Annotated in this window: 18 protein-coding genes; 10 read left to right on the top strand and 8 right to left on the bottom strand. The window is 42.4% G+C overall.

The features are described from left to right. Positions 1-32 precede the first annotated feature (32 nt). The 3 genes from DV872_RS19435 to bcp all read right to left on the bottom strand — a co-directional run bounded on the left by DV872_RS19435 (position 33) and on the right by bcp (position 2854). The gene (locus DV872_RS19435) at positions 33-1355 is read right to left on the bottom strand and encodes a hypothetical protein (RefSeq protein ID WP_114631628.1); all 1323 of its coding nucleotides are present in this window, start codon (positions 1353-1355) and stop codon (positions 33-35) included. Then, positions 1355-2242 carry a DMT family transporter gene (locus DV872_RS19430; protein WP_158547067.1) on the bottom strand — a complete coding sequence of 296 codons (888 nt, stop codon included), beginning with the start codon at positions 2240-2242 and terminating at the stop codon, positions 1355-1357. The genes DV872_RS19435 and DV872_RS19430 overlap by 1 nt, the downstream gene beginning before the upstream one ends. Positions 2243-2392: 150 nt before the next feature. Then, positions 2393-2854 carry a thioredoxin-dependent thiol peroxidase gene (gene bcp / locus DV872_RS19425; RefSeq protein WP_114631626.1) on the bottom strand — a complete coding sequence of 154 codons (462 nt, stop codon included), beginning with the start codon at positions 2852-2854 and terminating at the stop codon, positions 2393-2395. A 226-nt stretch (positions 2855-3080) separates the two neighbouring features. On the opposite strand from bcp, the gene DV872_RS19420 reads away from it, so the two are divergent. The 8 genes from DV872_RS19420 to DV872_RS19385 all read left to right on the top strand — a co-directional run bounded on the left by DV872_RS19420 (position 3081) and on the right by DV872_RS19385 (position 9524). After that, the gene (locus DV872_RS19420) at positions 3081-4091 is read left to right on the top strand and encodes a beta-ketoacyl-ACP synthase III (RefSeq protein WP_114631625.1); all 1011 of its coding nucleotides are present in this window, start codon (positions 3081-3083) and stop codon (positions 4089-4091) included. Further along, complete coding sequence (gene fabD / locus DV872_RS19415) at positions 4085-5029, top strand: ACP S-malonyltransferase (protein WP_114631624.1); 945 nt, start codon at positions 4085-4087, stop codon at positions 5027-5029. The genes DV872_RS19420 and fabD overlap by 7 nt, the downstream gene beginning before the upstream one ends. 55 nt (positions 5030-5084) lie before the next feature. Then, positions 5085-5816, top strand: a complete 732-nt coding sequence (gene fabG / locus DV872_RS19410) for a 3-oxoacyl-[acyl-carrier-protein] reductase (protein ID WP_114631623.1) — start codon at positions 5085-5087, stop codon at positions 5814-5816. A 79-nt stretch (positions 5817-5895) separates the two neighbouring features. Beyond that, positions 5896-7140: a beta-ketoacyl-ACP synthase II gene (gene fabF, locus DV872_RS19405; RefSeq protein WP_114631622.1), complete on the top strand. Its 1245-nt coding sequence runs from the start codon at positions 5896-5898 to the stop codon at positions 7138-7140. Between the two features lie 3 nt (positions 7141-7143). After that, positions 7144-7563 (top strand): 3-hydroxyacyl-ACP dehydratase FabZ, encoded by a 420-nt coding sequence (fabZ, locus tag DV872_RS19400; protein WP_114631621.1) that lies wholly within the window; start codon positions 7144-7146, stop codon positions 7561-7563. Next, positions 7564-8739 carry an enoyl-ACP reductase FabV gene (gene fabV / locus DV872_RS19395; protein ID WP_114631620.1) on the top strand — a complete coding sequence of 392 codons (1176 nt, stop codon included), beginning with the start codon at positions 7564-7566 and terminating at the stop codon, positions 8737-8739. A gap of 255 nt (positions 8740-8994) precedes the next feature. Then, positions 8995-9261 carry a DUF4160 domain-containing protein gene (locus tag DV872_RS19390; protein ID WP_114631619.1) on the top strand — a complete coding sequence of 89 codons (267 nt, stop codon included), beginning with the start codon at positions 8995-8997 and terminating at the stop codon, positions 9259-9261. An 8-nt stretch (positions 9262-9269) separates the two neighbouring features. Next, a complete protein-coding gene (locus DV872_RS19385) occupies positions 9270-9524 on the top strand; it encodes a DUF2442 domain-containing protein (RefSeq protein WP_114631618.1) in 255 nt (84 codons plus the stop codon). Between the two features lie 52 nt (positions 9525-9576). On the opposite strand, the gene DV872_RS19380 is transcribed toward DV872_RS19385, so the two are convergent. Further along, a complete protein-coding gene (locus tag DV872_RS19380; protein WP_114631617.1) occupies positions 9577-10488 on the bottom strand; it encodes a DMT family transporter in 912 nt (303 codons plus the stop codon). Positions 10489-10677: 189 nt separating this feature from the next. On the opposite strand from DV872_RS19380, the gene DV872_RS19375 reads away from it, so the two are divergent. Continuing rightward, complete coding sequence (locus tag DV872_RS19375) at positions 10678-11280, top strand: TetR/AcrR family transcriptional regulator (protein ID WP_114631616.1); 603 nt, start codon at positions 10678-10680, stop codon at positions 11278-11280. Here the strand turns inward: DV872_RS19375 and DV872_RS19370 are convergent. The 4 genes from DV872_RS19370 to DV872_RS27135 form a co-directional block, all read right to left on the bottom strand. After that, a complete protein-coding gene (locus tag DV872_RS19370; RefSeq protein WP_158547066.1) occupies positions 11277-11966 on the bottom strand; it encodes a YjjG family noncanonical pyrimidine nucleotidase in 690 nt (229 codons plus the stop codon). The two genes, DV872_RS19375 and DV872_RS19370, sit on opposite strands and share 4 nt — an antisense overlap. Positions 11967-12020: 54 nt before the next feature. Beyond that, on the bottom strand, positions 12021-12944 hold the full coding sequence (locus DV872_RS19365) for a helix-turn-helix transcriptional regulator (protein WP_114631614.1): 924 nt from the start codon (positions 12942-12944) through the stop codon (positions 12021-12023). Between the two features lie 6 nt (positions 12945-12950). After that, a complete protein-coding gene (locus tag DV872_RS19360; RefSeq protein WP_158547065.1) occupies positions 12951-13505 on the bottom strand; it encodes a helix-turn-helix transcriptional regulator in 555 nt (184 codons plus the stop codon). Positions 13506-13719: 214 nt separating this feature from the next. Continuing rightward, entirely contained in the window at positions 13720-13854 is a 135-nt protein-coding gene (locus tag DV872_RS27135) for a hypothetical protein (RefSeq protein WP_255526110.1), read from the bottom strand. 330 nt (positions 13855-14184) lie between these two features. On the opposite strand from DV872_RS27135, the gene DV872_RS19355 reads away from it, so the two are divergent. Continuing rightward, positions 14185-15783 carry an SUMF1/EgtB/PvdO family nonheme iron enzyme gene (locus DV872_RS19355; protein WP_114631612.1) on the top strand — a complete coding sequence of 533 codons (1599 nt, stop codon included), beginning with the start codon at positions 14185-14187 and terminating at the stop codon, positions 15781-15783. Positions 15784-15872 lie beyond the last annotated feature (89 nt).

Raw genomic sequence — 15872 nt, 5'->3', positions numbered from 1 at the left:
CTGAATCTGTTAAGGCCTAAGGGCCAAAGGGATTAATAAAAACGATTGCTTTCCATCCTCACACGAATATCCTTTTTCCGTAAAGACGTAAAAAAGAGCCGTTCCAGTTCTGTCTCTTCAATGAGACTACCGAAGGAAACTCTCAGTTCATCACCATAACTAAGGGCAGTACATTTGACTCTATTCCCGGTACTGGGAGGGGAATAGAAATCGAAGGACCGTACATGGGAGGTCATACTCTCGGGCAGCTTAACCTGTCCCAGATTACTGAATCCGCTGGTATAGTTATTTTCTCCCATAAATTTGTAGATGGAAGGCAATATCAGATTTTTAAATTGGAGGGGGAAAAGCCTGTTGATAATACTCAGTTCTCCCTTCATATTTCTTGTGATCTGCTGACTGAGAAATTTCCGATCCAGTTCATAGCGCATATAGTGATGTACCTTGGCGCAAATCTCTTCAAACTCATAATGCCCCAATCTGGGGTCAATCCAGGGCTCTACGGACAGAAAGAAATTCCTCATGGATTTACTGGGAAAGAGTGTTCTCAGGTTTACAGGAACATTCATCCGGATGGGCATTTTCTTTCTATGCTTTATCCCATTAATCTCAATTTTGTCCTGAACGGCCGCGATGAGCTGGGCTATCAGAAATTCAGAGATGCTCACTCCGTATTTTTTTGACTGAACTTTCACTTCCTTAACAGACATTATTCCTGTGATTACATTGTACTGTCCGGGGGGCAGCAGCTTTCCTTTTAAATGAAAGGCTCTGGCTCCCCTCGTGGCTTCGGGGATCTTCCTGTCAAAATGACTATGAAAGGCATCTTCGAATTCCTCAGGATCAGCTGCTTTATTCAGGTCAAAAATTCCAGCCTCTTCATCGGCTTCAATTTTATGCCCCTTCAGTCTGAGGTACTGGGCTGTCAGTGTTTTCAATAAAGTGAGGGCTCCGTTTCCGTCGCTCAGGATATGTGAAAATTCCAGGGCTATACGGTTCTTATAGATCCTGACTCTGAAGAGAAATCTTCCCCGTTTTTTCAATGGCATTCTCATGCATGGATAGAGAGAATCTGCCTCTACTCTGGGTGGTCTGGGATTGGTCTCAAGAAAGTACCAGAAAAATCCGGATTTAAGGCTTACCTGATAATATGGGAAACGGGGCATAATATCTTTCAATGCACGTGATATGAGAGGCAGTGATACAGCTTCGTTCAGGCTGAGGCTGATTCTGAAGAGACTGCTGTTTCTTCGGCTTAGAAGAGCGGGATATATTTTCCCGGCATTGTCCAGCTTGTACCAGCTGCAGTCGTGATTGCTGCGGCTTTTCAATAATCTGAACATCTTCTTTTTCATCAGGCCTTGCTTTTCTCCAGTACATGCTTTTTATTTTTCTGATCTATGAGGATGACAATAAGGGGACCTGTCAGAATCAGAATGGCTGCGGGATAAAAATAAACCGGAGGGATCTCTCCGAATACAATAAATGAGAGGAATGAGGCAAAGAGAATCTGTGTCAGGTTTAAAAGAGACACAAGCTGTCCTCTGAGTTTTCGCATTCCGTAATTATTAATGGAGTGTCCTATCACCGTGCAGATAACGGCCAGACCCAGGATTGATATCCAATCATTATTGCTCCGGGGCATCATATCGGCTCCGGAGAAGAGGGCGATAAAAAAACAGACAAGTCCACCTGTTATATAGAGTGGAACCATATAGAACCACAATCGTGTATTTTTTCTATAGCGTCGTGCAAAAGCCAGATAGAAGGTGACAAAAATCATGCTTATGAAACAGAGAATGTCGCCTTTAAGATATTCCACCGCATAGTTACTGTCTTTCAGCCCCAGATAGAATGTGCCTGTAAGGGCAAGGAGACTGCCCAGGAGTTCCCATCTTGTGATTTTCTCTTTTATCATAAAGTACATTAAAAAAGGCATGAACATTGTACTCATGGTGGTGATCAGTGAAGCCTGTGCTCCCGGTATCATCCTGGCTCCGATTATCCAGAATATAAAATGGCCTGCCAGGAAAACACCGGGCAGAAGGGAAGGTATGATCTGACGTAATCGGAAGGGCTGATCATTGGCTTTCATATCCTTTATAAACCAGGGGAATAAAATAATAGATGAGAGGAGCAGTCTGTAAGAGGCCAGGGCCACAGGATGTATGGTGCCTATTTTTACAAAGACTACTGCAGCGCCGCCGGCTGCCATCCCGATCATCATAATGAATAAAATCAAATTCATTCCTCCCTCGATTCATCAAAGATACTCTATGCCCTGTGATTGAGCAAGTTGATCGAAAGAGCTGAGACTGTATCTTTTTTTTGTCCGGAGACCGCCACTGCCGGTTCTCAGATCAGTCCGGCAGTGTTTAAGTTCTGATAGATCCTAAAATTTTTTAATTTCCTCAAGAACAGTCAGGGCGTGATCCTTTGTCTTTACCTTATCAAAGGTATAGAGAACCTTTCCCTCTTCATCAAGGATGAAAGTGGATCGTATAATTCCCATATAAGTCTTCCCGTAGTTTTTCTTCTCCCCCCATGCTCCGAATTGCTGAATCACCTTTGTTTCTGGATCACTGAGCAGCTGAAAGGGAAGGTCATATTTATCAATAAATTTCATATGGCTTTTAACAGAGTCCTTACTGATCCCCAGGATTACTGTGTTTATGTCTGCAAACTGACTGATTTCATCACGGAAGCTGCAGGCCTCTGCGGTACAGCCGGGTGTATCGTCTCTGGGGTAGAAGTACACAACAACCTTCTGTCCTTTGAAATCTGAAAGATTCACTTTCTCGCCCTTATCATTTTCCAATGTAAAGTTTTCTACTGCATCGCCCGGTTTAAGCATGATTACTCCTTGTTGTTTTATACTCTTCCAGGAAAATACTGATCCTGGGGTTTCTCTTTAGTTTCATTATAATACCAGGGCAATAATATTGCCCCGATGTTTTTTTGCCTGGAATGAAGGGAGTACATTGTAAGTCCTGACTCTCAGAATGCTGTAAAAAGGAAGTAGAGACCAAAAAAACCTTCTGTTATTGACATTTTAAGTAAAAATGTAAATAATAAAATCTATGACATTGGCAACACGAAGTGCAATTATCAGCGGCCTGGGTAAAGCTCTGCCCCGCCGTAAGGTCAGTAATGCTGATCTCTCAAACTGGGTGGATACCTCGGATGAGTGGATCCGTTCCCATACGGGAATCGAAAATCGTTACCTGGCTTCCAAAGAAGAGAGCTGTTCATCACTGGGAATCGAAGCCTCCCGAACCGCTATTAAAAATGCGGGACTCGGAGCTGATGACATAGGTATGGTCATCGTTGCCACATCAACACCGGATTATAAAGCTTTTCCCTCTACGGCATGCCTTATTCAGGATGCCCTGGGCATTCCTGCTGCGGGAGCCTTTGACCTGGCTGCAGCTTGCAGTGGTTTTACCTACGGCCTTGAGACTGCACGCTCATTTATACAGGCGGGAAGCTGTGATCACGTACTCGTGGTAGGTGCAGAAGTGCTTTCCACTATCGTCAATTGGAAAGACAGAAATACATGTGTCCTTTTTGGTGATGGTGCAGGAGCGGCTGTCGTCTCTGTATCAGATGAAAGTGACAGGGGCCTGCAGTTTTCAAAACTACGTTCCGAAGGATCAGGCTGGGATGCTCTTATTGTTAAAGCAGGCGGTTCAAAATCTCCTCTTACTTCCGAGACAATCGATAAGATTGGTAATCCGGCAGATATGTATCTGGCCATGGACGGAAGAAGGGTCTATGAGTTTGCTGTCCGTGTCATATGCGAGACCATCACATCCCTTCTGGACCGGGCTGGAATCAGTAAAGAAGAGCTGAACTGGGTTGTTCCCCATCAGGCAAATCAGAGAATCATCCAGGCCGCATCCAAACGTCTGAGAATTCCTATAGAGAAGTTTTTCGTCAATGTTCAGCATTACGGCAATACGTCTGCAGCCACCATCCCCATGGCCCTTCATGATATGAGTGAGCAGAATCTGTTTAAAAAGAGTGACAAAATAATCTCTGTCGGTTTCGGCGGAGGCTTAAGTTACGGAGGAAATTATTTTATATGGTAGAATTTAAAACAGCCTTTGTTTTTTCCGGACAGGGTGCTCAGTTTCCCGGAATGGGAAAAGATCTTTGGGAAGAATATGCATGTGTAAAAGAGCTTTTTGAGAAAGCCTCTGATATCTGCGGTAAAGATATGAAGGCCCTTCTTTTTGAAGGAAGTGCCGAAGATCTCAAGGATACACAGAACACACAGACCGCGGTCTCCCTTGTTAACCTTTCAGTCAGACGAGCTCTGAATGAAGAGGGAATCCAGTCTGTATGTACAGCCGGGTTCAGCCTGGGTGAGTTTTCCGCCATGGTTGATGCAGGAATCCTGACAGAGGACTTAGTATTCTCTCTGGTTGCTAAAAGAGGCGAAATCATGGCCTCCACGGGAGCTCAGGTCATCAGGGAATATGGTGACGTGGGTATGGGCGCAGTAATCGGCCTCGACTTTGAAACAGTGGCTTCAGTGCTTGCCAATCAGAATGTTCCCAATGTCTATGCTGCTAATAACAATAGTCCTAAACAGGTTGTAATATCAGGTACAGTGGCGGGTATTGAATCAGTTCAAAACGCACTCAAGGAAGCAGGAGCAAGAAGGGTCATCCCTCTCAAGGTCTCCGGTCCCTTTCATACACCCCTGCTGTCAGGCGGAAAAGAAGCCCTGGCAGATTTTCTGGGAGGCCTGAAATTCTCGGATCCTGTAAAGGATTTCTACTCCAATGTAACAGGAACTCTTGTCGCTACAGCAGATGAAGCAAAAGAACTCAGTATTCAGCAGATGGTCAGCCCCGTACAGTGGCTGGTGATCGAAAAGAATATTGCTACATCCGGAATTACCAGGGTAGCCGAAAATGGTCCCGGATCAGTTCTGACAGGTCTCTGGAAGAAGTCCGGTATGGAGCAGTCTGCCACTGCATGTGGAACTCTTGAGGCTCTCAAAGGAATGGCCGGAGCCTGAGCTTCGGAATATAATTAAGATTTTATTACTGTCCCATTAGGGCAGGAGGTTTATAATGAAGGGAAAGAAAGTTCTGGTTACCGGCGGATCCCGGGGTATTGGAAAGGAAATAGTAAAAATTTTTCTGGAAGAAGGTGCTGATGTTCACTTCATCAGTACCAGCCCCAGTCCCCATATTGAAGAGATGGAGACTCTGGCTACTGCCAACAAAGCCAGCGTAACCTGGCATCAGGGTAATGTTGCCGATGAAGCACAGATGATAGCCATTGTTGAACCCCTGGCCAAAGAGGGCCTGGATGTGGTTGTAAACAATGCAGGTATTACCCGTGATGGTCTTATTTTTCGTATGAGTCTGGAGCAGTGGGAACAGGTGATGCAGGTCAATCTGACAAGTGCATTCATCATTTCCAGGATTGCGGCATCACAGATGATCCGTAAGAGAACTGGTTCCATTATCAATATGAGTTCTGTTGTGGGAATAACAGGTAACGGTGGGCAGTGCAACTACTCAGCATCCAAGGCCGGAATGATCGGTCTCACCAAGAGCCTTGCCAAAGAGGTCTCTTCAAGAGGTGTAAGGGTCAATGCTGTCGCCCCCGGTTTTATTGATACCGATATGACAAAGGACCTGGGAGATAAGATAATGGATGAGCTAAAGAAGCAGATTCCTCTGGGCCACACAGGGTCAGGACGTGATATAGCAGAAGCAGTACTGTTTCTTGCTTCGGACAGAGCCTCCTACATCACAGGTCAGGTCCTGAATGTAGATGGCGGAATGGTAATGTAGTCCTGCAGGACAAGCTGGAACTGGTAAATAAACTCGTATGGCCCCCTCGGTCTAACGCTGGAGATAGGAGTATTTAGATATGAAAAGACGTGTAGTAGTTACAGGAGTGGGAACAGTTAACCCCGCAGGAAACGATATTCCCTCTTTCTGGAAATCCCTGAAAGAAGGCAAGACCGGAATCGGTCCCATAACCCATTTTGATACAGAAGGGTTTGCTGCAAAAGTTGCAGGAGAAGTCAAAGATTTTGATCCTTCCCAATATATTGACAGAAAAGAGGCCCGTAAGATGGCCCGCTTCACTGTTTTTGCCGTAGCATCTGCCGTTCAGGCTGCCGAAGATGCAGGACTCAAGGAAGGAAACTTTGACCCCTATAGAACAGGTGTATGCCTGGGAAATGGAATCGGAGGCTTCGAAGTTATCGAAGAAAACATGATGCAGCTCTTTAAAAGAGGTCCCTCGGGAATCGCTCCCATGACCATTCCCAAGATGATCTGTAACGAAGGACCTGCTAATGTCTCCATCAAGTTGGGACTTCATGGACCATCCACTGTTGTAGCCACTGCCTGTGCCAGTGCCACCGATGCCGTAGGCCAGTCTCTTGATCTGATCAGAAGCGGAAGAGTCGACTGCATGTTCACCGGCGGTATGGAAGCTGCCATCACTTCTTTCAGTATTGGAGGGTTCTCCAAGATCCAGGCTCTCTCCACCAAATATAACGAAACCCCGGAAAAGGCATGCCGTCCCTTTGACAAAGACCGTGACGGATTTATCATGGGAGAAGGTGCAGGTGTTCTGATTCTCGAAGAACTGGAACATGCCAAAAAAAGAAACGCACCCATCTATGCCGAGCTCGTAGGTTATGGCTCCACCTGTGATGCCGGGCACCTCACTGCACCGGACCCTGATGGAATTGGTGCCGCTGCCTCCATGACACTCGCTCTGGATGATGCTGGACTCAAGCCCGAAGATATTGATTATATAAATGCTCATGGAACATCCACTCCTACTAACGACCCCATTGAAACCAAGGCCATTAAGCTTGCCTTTGGTGATCATGCCTATAAACTGAAGGTCTCTTCCTCCAAGGGAGTGACTGCACATATGGTCGGTGGTGCAGGTGGTGTGGAAGCCATTGTCTCCGTGCTGGCTATCAAAAATGGATTTATCCCCGGTACACTGAACCTGGAGAACCCCGATGAGGGCTGTGATCTGGACTATGTACCAGGAGCAGGAATTGATGCTGAAGTTAACACCGTATTAAGCGACTCCCTTGGATTCGGCGGACACAACGCCTCCATCATTTTTAAGAAGTATAAGGATTAATTTATGTCAAAAGAAATGGAACAACTCCTTCCCCATAGAGCCCCCTTTCTATTTGTAGACCGTCTGGAAGATGTGTCTGAAGAGGGCTGTACAGGTTATAGAAAATACACGGATGATGATTTTTTCTTTAGGGGGCATTTTCCGGAATACCCCGTAGTTCCCGGTGTACTCCTTGTGGAGGCCATGGCACAGTGCGGTGGTGCGGGACTCAAACAACAGACCAAGGAAGAAGGCCTCTTCTTCCTGGCATCCATCGAAAAAGCCAAGTTCCGCCGACAGGTTCGCCCCGGTGATGAAGTCCGTATGGAAATCGTTAATGAGAGAATCAGCGGAATGATGATCAAGCAGAAAGGAAAAGCCTTCGTCGGTGATGAAATGGCCGCCGAAGCATCCTGGATGTGTATCATGAAAAAGGAAAGCTAAATGATATTAGAACCTAAAATTATGAGAGGCGTCTGCCTTACTTCCCATCCTGAGGGATGCGAGAAGGAAGTCCTCAATCAGATAGATTACGTAAAGTCCCAGGGCAGCATTGATATGCCCAGGAGAGTCCTGGTGGTGGGATGTTCAACCGGATTCGGTCTGGCCTCCCGCATCACAGCCACTTTTGCCGGCGGCTCTGAAACCATCGGTGTTTCCTTTGAGAAAGGACCCTCTGACAAAAGATCTGCCAGCCCCGGCTGGTACAACAATAGGGCCTTTGACAAGGCCGCTGCTAAAGCAGGCATCAAGTCCCACACCCTGGACGGTGATGCATTCTCAGACGGCATCAAAGATGAAGCCGCCGCATGGATCGGTGAAAACTGGGGACAGGTGGACATGATCATCTACTCCCTGGCATCCCCCGTCCGTAGGGATCCCGAAAGTGGAGTGACCTACAGATCCGTACTCAAACCAATTGGAAAACCATACACGGCACAGTCCGTGGATTTTATGACTGCAGCAATAAGCGATGTAACAATTGAACCTGCTGCAGAAGAAGAGATCGCCCCCACCGTAAAGGTAATGGGCGGTGAAGACTGGGCGCGCTGGATATCACAGTTCAAAGCCGCAGGCCTCCTGGCCGAAGGTTTCAGAACCGTATCCTATTCCTATATCGGCCCCGCCGTAACCTATCCTGTTTATCGGGAAGGAACCATCGGCAAGGCCAAAGAGGATCTGGAAAACAGCGCAGCCTCACTCACATCTATGCTGAAAGATGTATCCGGACAGGCCTTTGTGTCTGTCAACAAAGCTCTGGTTACTCGTGCCAGTTCTGTCATACCCGTCGTGCCCCTCTATATGGCCCTGCTTTTCAGAGTCATGAAGGAAAAGGGCATTCACGAAGGCTGCATCGAACAGATGTACCGCCTCTTCTCGGATCGTCTCAAACCGGGAGCAGGAGTTCTCGTAGATGATAAGGGACGTATCCGTGTAGACGACTGGGAAATGAGAGAGGACGTACAGAGCGAGGTCTCAGAATTATGGGACCAGGTCACTACAGAGAATATATCTGAGCTATCGGATATAAAAGGTTTTCGTGAGGATTTTCTAAAACTTCACGGATTCAATGTAGAAGGCATCGACTATGATAAGGAGGTGGATCTTACAGCATATTAAGTATTGTTAATCTTTTAAATGCAGTTGTTATTGACATAATGTCACACTCGAGTACGTTGTGCTTTCGTGGCAAACCCTAAAAGAAACTGCACTTAAGGCTGATCCTGTCCGGGACCGGCCTTTTTTTTTGCATGCCTCTTCCTCAGCTGCCGGCCGCATCATCGGGAAGGAAAAACTTCAATCCCCGACGGGTAAAGGGATTGTTGTAAGCTCCAGATATTCGACTTCTACAAAATATCCTGTTATACTTGTATTATGCCAACGCTATCAATGTTTTTTGGAATTGTGATTAGAATGTATTTGGGGCGGAAAGAACACAATCCACCACATTTTCATGCTTACTATCAAGATTCAAAGGGTGTTTTTGATATCAGCAAATGTGAATTGACAGAAGGAAATTTACCCAGAAGGCAAGTAAAGTTGATTGAAGCATGGGCTGAATTGCATAAAGAAGAATTATTGGCGGATTGGAGATTAGCCCAGAATGGTGAAATCCCGTTTAAAATTGATCCGCTTAAATAGGAGTGAATATGTATAAGGCTGTAATAGATGTAAAACCTCTTGCTGATTATATGCTCCAGATAACATTTGAAGATAATACAATTAAGAAATTTGATGTAAAACCATATCTTGGAGTTGGTATCTTTTCTGAATTGAAAGATATTGGATTGTTCAATTCTGTAAATGTAGTATTTGATACCATCGAATGGCCAAATGGTGCAGATATAGATCCTGAAGTCTTATATCAAGAGAGTATTGTTATATCCACTCAATCCATAGCTTAAGAATTATTTATTAACGAATATCCCCACTGCTCTTTCTCGAGTTTTATCGCTCTTATGTTGTACCATTAATCCTGCCCTTTACCTTCCGGATAAAGCGTCCGTCAATGGCAAGCAGTCCTATTCCGATTATGAACATTCCATAGATATACTGCATCTTAAAATCTTCTGACAATAAAAAGACTCCCAGGACTACGGCTACAATGGGAATCAGGAATGTAACAAGGAGAACATTGGTTGCTCCTGAATTAGAAAGGATCTTGAAGTATACAATGTAGGCCACAGAGGTAGAGAATAAAGCAATCCCGATTATTGCTCCCCATACCTCTAGAGGAGGAAGGGGGAGATTCCATGGCCTGTCTATAATCAGCATAACAGGGAGCAGGATTGATGAGGAGCAGATAAGCTGACCTGTGGAAGTAATAACCGGATCGATATTCATGGATTTAAAGCGTTTCCCCCAGATCCCGGCAATGGAATAAGAGAGAGATGCGGTTAAGATAAAGATGATTCCCAGTAATTCATTTGATCCCCAGGTTAGTGAATCGAATCCGATAAGAACCGAAACACCCAGAACCCCGAAGAACACACCCGTTATTTTCCCGGCATTTATCTTCTCGTCCTTTGTCAGGAAATGAGCAGCCGTAACCGTGAAGAAAGGTGTTGCCGCAATCAGGATAGAGGCGAATCCGCTGCTGATATACTGCTGTCCGCTTACAATCATAGTAAAGGGAATTACATTGTTCAGAATCCCCATAACAAAGAGACTGAACCAGACCTTTTTATCTCTTGGAAATTTCCTTCCTGTTATGAATATGAACAGGAGTAACAATGCGGCTCCGGTAAAAACCCGAAGAAAAACAATAGTGAAAATAGGCAGGGCTGTAAGTGCTATCTCAACAAAGAAGTATGATCCTCCCCAGAGAAGCGAAAGGAATGTTAGAAGCAGCCAGTCTTTTTTATTCATCTATTATTCTCCTGAACTATTAAAAGCTATTATAGATGAGCCTCTTTCCAAAGAATACGAATCCTGCAGTATAATTGTATTTTATCCATGTTTATGGGATCTATTCTGATTTGAGAACAGTGATTTTCCCGAACATAAATGTAAAAAGTGTCATAGTCAAATAGTGCCGGACAGGCTATAATTATATATATGCCGAAGATAATTGATCACGAAAAAAGAAAACAGGAAATCCTTAAACGGGCATTTGTAATATTTGCCCAGAAAGGATATCAGGATACGAATCTCTCATATATTGCCGACCGCTGCGGAATCTCCAGGCCCACCCTATACCTCTACTTTAAAGATAAGGAAGAGATCTTCTACTATGCTGTTAAGCAGATGACCGAAGGAATGTTTCACGATTACAAGGGATTGATTGTAGATAATGGCCAGAGTGAGCTTGAAAAACTGAAGTTCATCTGCCGGGATATTATTGAGAAGAGTTACAGGAAACGAGATTTCTTTTCCTCTCTGGCAGACTTCCTTTTTCAGATGAAACGTCAGGGTAAGGACTACTCCAGGGATATTGAGAAAAGGACTGTCGGCCTGATCTATCTTTTTTCAATCATTATCAGAAAAGGGATAAAAACCGGTGAGTTCAGAAAGGTCCCGGCCAAAGAGACGGCCTATCAGCTCTTCAGCCTGATTGAAGCCTTTGCTTTTCAGATCGCCATGATAGAGAAGTTTGAACCCTCAGGGGCAGTCTCTGTGACTATTTCCTATCTGGACAGTCTCTCGGTCAGCTGTACCTAGGGTTTCAGAATTTCAATCAATTCAGATAATTCTCTTATCTCGAAATCAGCCTTATGGGGTGACTGGTTTTCCCAGCCACCGGGGTTATACCAGCAGGTCTGTAATCCCGCAGCTATTCCCCCCCCGATATCTGAGCTCAGACTGTCACCCACCATCAGCACTGATCTGTCCATGGGTACTCCCATCTTCCTGCAGGCTCTCCTGAATATTTCTACATCAGGTTTGCTGACACCCTCTTTTTCTGAAATAAGCAGAGCATCGAATATACTTTCATAATTCAGAGCCCCAAAGCGGGCCTCCTGGACCTTTGTCAGACCATTGGTGATTACTGCCATGGGATACTGTCCCTTGAGCTGTTCCAGAAGTTCAGTGGCTCCCTCAAGGGGAAAGGCACCCTTTCCAAGGGCCGTCAGATAATGCTCGGAGAGCTCCTCGGGGTCACCATCATATTGTTTAAGTTCTGCAAAACGGCGGAAACGTTCCAGCTTTAGAACATCCCCCTTAATAAGTCCTTCTTCAAGTTCAATCCATATTTTGTCATTTACCTTGTGGTAGGAGGAGATGAAATCATCAAAGGATGCACTATCTTTCATAAAGCTCTGCAGCTCTTTAAGAGCCTGGATCTCAGCCTTTTTGAAATCCTGAAGGGTTCCGTCAACGTCAAAGATTATGCTTGTGATTTTCAAGTGAATTCTCCATTTATATCGTAATAGGGAGGATGAATAATAATATTATAGAATTTAATCTACATCTTGAGTAATTTTATAAATAGGATTTTTATAATTACTTTGACAGAGTTCAATTAACTTTTGTCTGCTTGATATTCCAAATTTTCTATAAACTTTATTGAGATTTTGTTTCACGGTTCCTTCCTTAATTTCTAGATGTCCGGCAATTTCCTTATTGGATAAATCAGTATTTTCACAGAGGACTTTTATGATAGATTCTTCCCGCTCTGATATTTTATATTTTTGTAAATCAATTGGCTGCCATGGTTCTGTTAATATTTCAATTTCTGAGTATAGTTTAGAAATATTGTGCTCCTTTTCCTTAATCATTTCTTTATATTCAACTATGTCGTTTATCAGTAATTCTAATTCCTTTTCTTTTGAATTAATTGCAGACTTGAAACTCTTTTCTATCTTAAGGATTCGATTGATTTCTGAATTATAAAGTATATAGATAATTGTAAAGAAGAATATAAAGTACAAAATATAGTTAAAACTAAGTCCGAAGGAATAATTGCTCTTTAAGTAAAATGAGTATTCAATAAAAAAAATCATAGATACAGTAATTGATATAATTTTAGTTCTAACATGATTTTTCAGCATTCCATATTTATACATCATCAAAACGGCAATAATGATAAGGCCATATCCATTATATGCCTCATGGTTATCTAGGATTGCTATAATTCCATTTAGATAGATTATCAGTACTTGAAGATATAAAACCAATATGCTTGTTTTCCTTCTTAGTATTAAGAAAAACAGTGAAAATATAACTAATAAAAATACTTCCTTACCTAATAAACTTTCTCTTATTGAGAAACCGCTATAGACCATGAATATAAAGTTAGATAAGGCGACCAGGAAGCCGACTATTGCTATAAATGTAGATATTTTTATTTGTATTGCATGAACTTCATTACTTATTTTAGTCATAATATCCTAATTTTTGAGTGGATGTGTTAAATAGTTTTGTTGACATAATTCAATAGTTTTCTGTCTATTGGCAACACCAAGTTTTTTATAAATTCTGTTCAGATTTTGTTTTATAGTTCCTTCTTTTACTCCCAAAGCTGCAGCAATTTCCTTATTAGTCAGCTCAGTATTTTGACAAAGTTCTCTAATGGTTCGTTCTTCCTGCTCAGAGATTTTATACTTGCCAAGATCAATAGGTGTCCATGGCTCATTAAGCTTTTCGATATCATGATTAAGGTTGTTGATCCTTGTTTCCTTCTCTTTGACAATGGCCTGATATCCTTCCAATTCATAAGTAAGCGTGCGTAGTTCTTCTTCTATTGATTCTATTTTTTCATTAACTTTTGTTTCTATTTTCAGTATTTTTCTTATTTCGTCGGTATAAGAAATATGAATGAATGATAAGAAAAAGATTAAATATATTATGTAGTTTAAGCCAATTCCAAGTTTTACGTCTTGTTTAAGAAATACTGATAATTCAATGAATAAGACTACAAATATTCCAATGAGGAAGAGCTTCAACCTGGCATGTCTATTAAAGTAGCCATATTTATAGCATAGAGCGACAGACAGGATTACAAATCCAATTCCGTTAAACGTTTCATAACCATCAATTATTGCTATTGCTGCATTAGCAAATAGTATAAAAATCTGTATCAGTTGGATAATCCGGGTTTTAAAATTTCTAGTGATAAACAGTGCTAAAGAAAAGAATAATACTACATAAACTGAAAGTTCAGAGAAGGGCCACCTGGATACTCATTTTTCTTATTATTGTAAATGTGGTCATGTTCAAAATCACTACCAGGAAACCTACAATAGAGATAAATAGTGAAATCCTTTTTTGAGTTATCTCCAATCCTTTGTTCATTATTTATTCCTATTATTAAATTAGATTGTTACTCACTCAAGGAATAATACTAAAGTTAATACTTAAGAAATTATTATATGAATAAGTTCTTTATAGTAAACATTATTCCTTAACTCAAACAATAAATAATATATGAATTGATCATACACTAACTAAAGTTATTTTGAAAATAATCATAAGTCATGGCATAGTTTCTATGATATCGGTAGATCGTGTAAATAAATTTTATCATGGATTTTGAAATGTTGAAATCATTGAATACAAGTTTCACGATATATGCTGGTAGCTGGATATGCTGATCTTATTTAATAATAATGAGGTGGATTTCTAATGGTGAAGAAAGTAATGCTTGCTCTTCTGGTATTTCTAATTTTCTTAACTTTCTCCTGTGAAATGGATTCGGGTGATGAATCAGGAACCGGTCAATACAATTCTGTGTCTTATTACAGTACTAATTCTGTGTCAGGATCTCCACCCATTGACGGGCAACAATACCAAATTGGAGATACAATTACTGTTTTGGGTAATCCCTATAAACTGAGGCAGCCTGGATCTGTACTGACAGCCTGGTTGAGTACAGCAGGCATTCATAATTTTGGTGACCAGATTTTGCTCACTGAGGAGATTTTATATAATAGCAACTGTTTAAGTTTTGAACCTGTCTGGAGAGAGGGATATTCTATTGAGTATTACGGTAATGGAAACACATCAGGGTCTATCCCTATTGCTATTGATTATGTTCAGATAGCAGAAAATTACACCACTCCTGATAATACGGGAGAGCTCAGTAAAGCCGGTTTTCAATTTGCAGGCTGGAGCAAATCACCCTTTGGTTATATTAATGGAGAGCTGATAAGACCTGGTGATGAAATAATTCTGGATAGTAACGCGAGATTGTTTGCTCAATGGGAGTTTAATGATCCCGGTATACAACATTATTCAGCAGATAATGTCAGTTTCAATATGACTCATGTACCAGAGGGTATTGATAGTCTAGATTATTTTTGGAACGACATCGAAGAATGGAAACACCCTTTCTGGATCTCTGAGACTGAGGTCACTTACGAACTCTGGTGGACTGTTAGAACATGGGCTGTTGCCAATGGCTATGATCTGGATCTTGGTTGTGAAGGAGGTCGAGTTGGTTCAAATACATCTGGGACGGTTCCTTCAGTCAACAAAAATAATCCTGTGACCAATATCTCATGGCGTGGGGCTATTGTTTGGTGTAATGCCCTGACTGAATGGTATAACGCCAATACAGGTTCGAATCTTGAACCCGTATATAAGAGAAATAATATAATAATAAAGTCTTCTATAGGTGATGATGGGATGGCTTGTGATACGCTGCTTCCCAATACGGATGCCGATGGTTTCCGCCTGCCCTTCAAAGAGGAGTGGCTCATCAGTGCCAGGTGGACAGACTCTCTGCAAGCCTCAATCCAGAAACAGCAATTTGATAATGGTTCATATGATCAATGGTCTTTTAACCCTGAGACTATCTTACCTGGATTTCCCCTTTTCAATGATAATGACAATCCCAGTGGATCAACAATAGCCTATGACGATGTTTCATTAGGGGGGAGTGAACCGGCAAAATCTTCCAATGATACTTTTTGCGTATATGGTAATTATTGGAATGGCAGTTCATGGATTTCGACAGGAGTAGAATCAACCGCAGATGTCGGGTCGTTGGGTGCTGACAGTAAGAATACATTGGGATTATATGATATGGGTGGAAATGTTGCAGAGTGGGTTTTCCATGATAATCTCTCATCACAAGTATACGCTTATGGTGGTAGTTGGGATGATAGAGCTGATAAATTGAGAATCTATGATGGCAGAGTTTCAAGACAAAGAGATTCAGACGATCTATATACTGGCTTCCGAACCCTATGTGTCAACATAGTTGAAGCATCAACTTTTTAAGGAGATATTCAATTATGAGATACAGTTTAGGATTCAGAGAATCACAGTTAAGGAAAGTTTTACCACCGGTCAACAGACCAATTTCAGAT

It is taken from the genome of Oceanispirochaeta sp. M1 (genome assembly GCF_003346715.1).
Lineage (GTDB): Bacteria > Spirochaetota > Spirochaetia > DSM-2461 > DSM-2461 > Oceanispirochaeta.
This window is presented reverse-complemented; position numbering and strand designations above follow the sequence as displayed.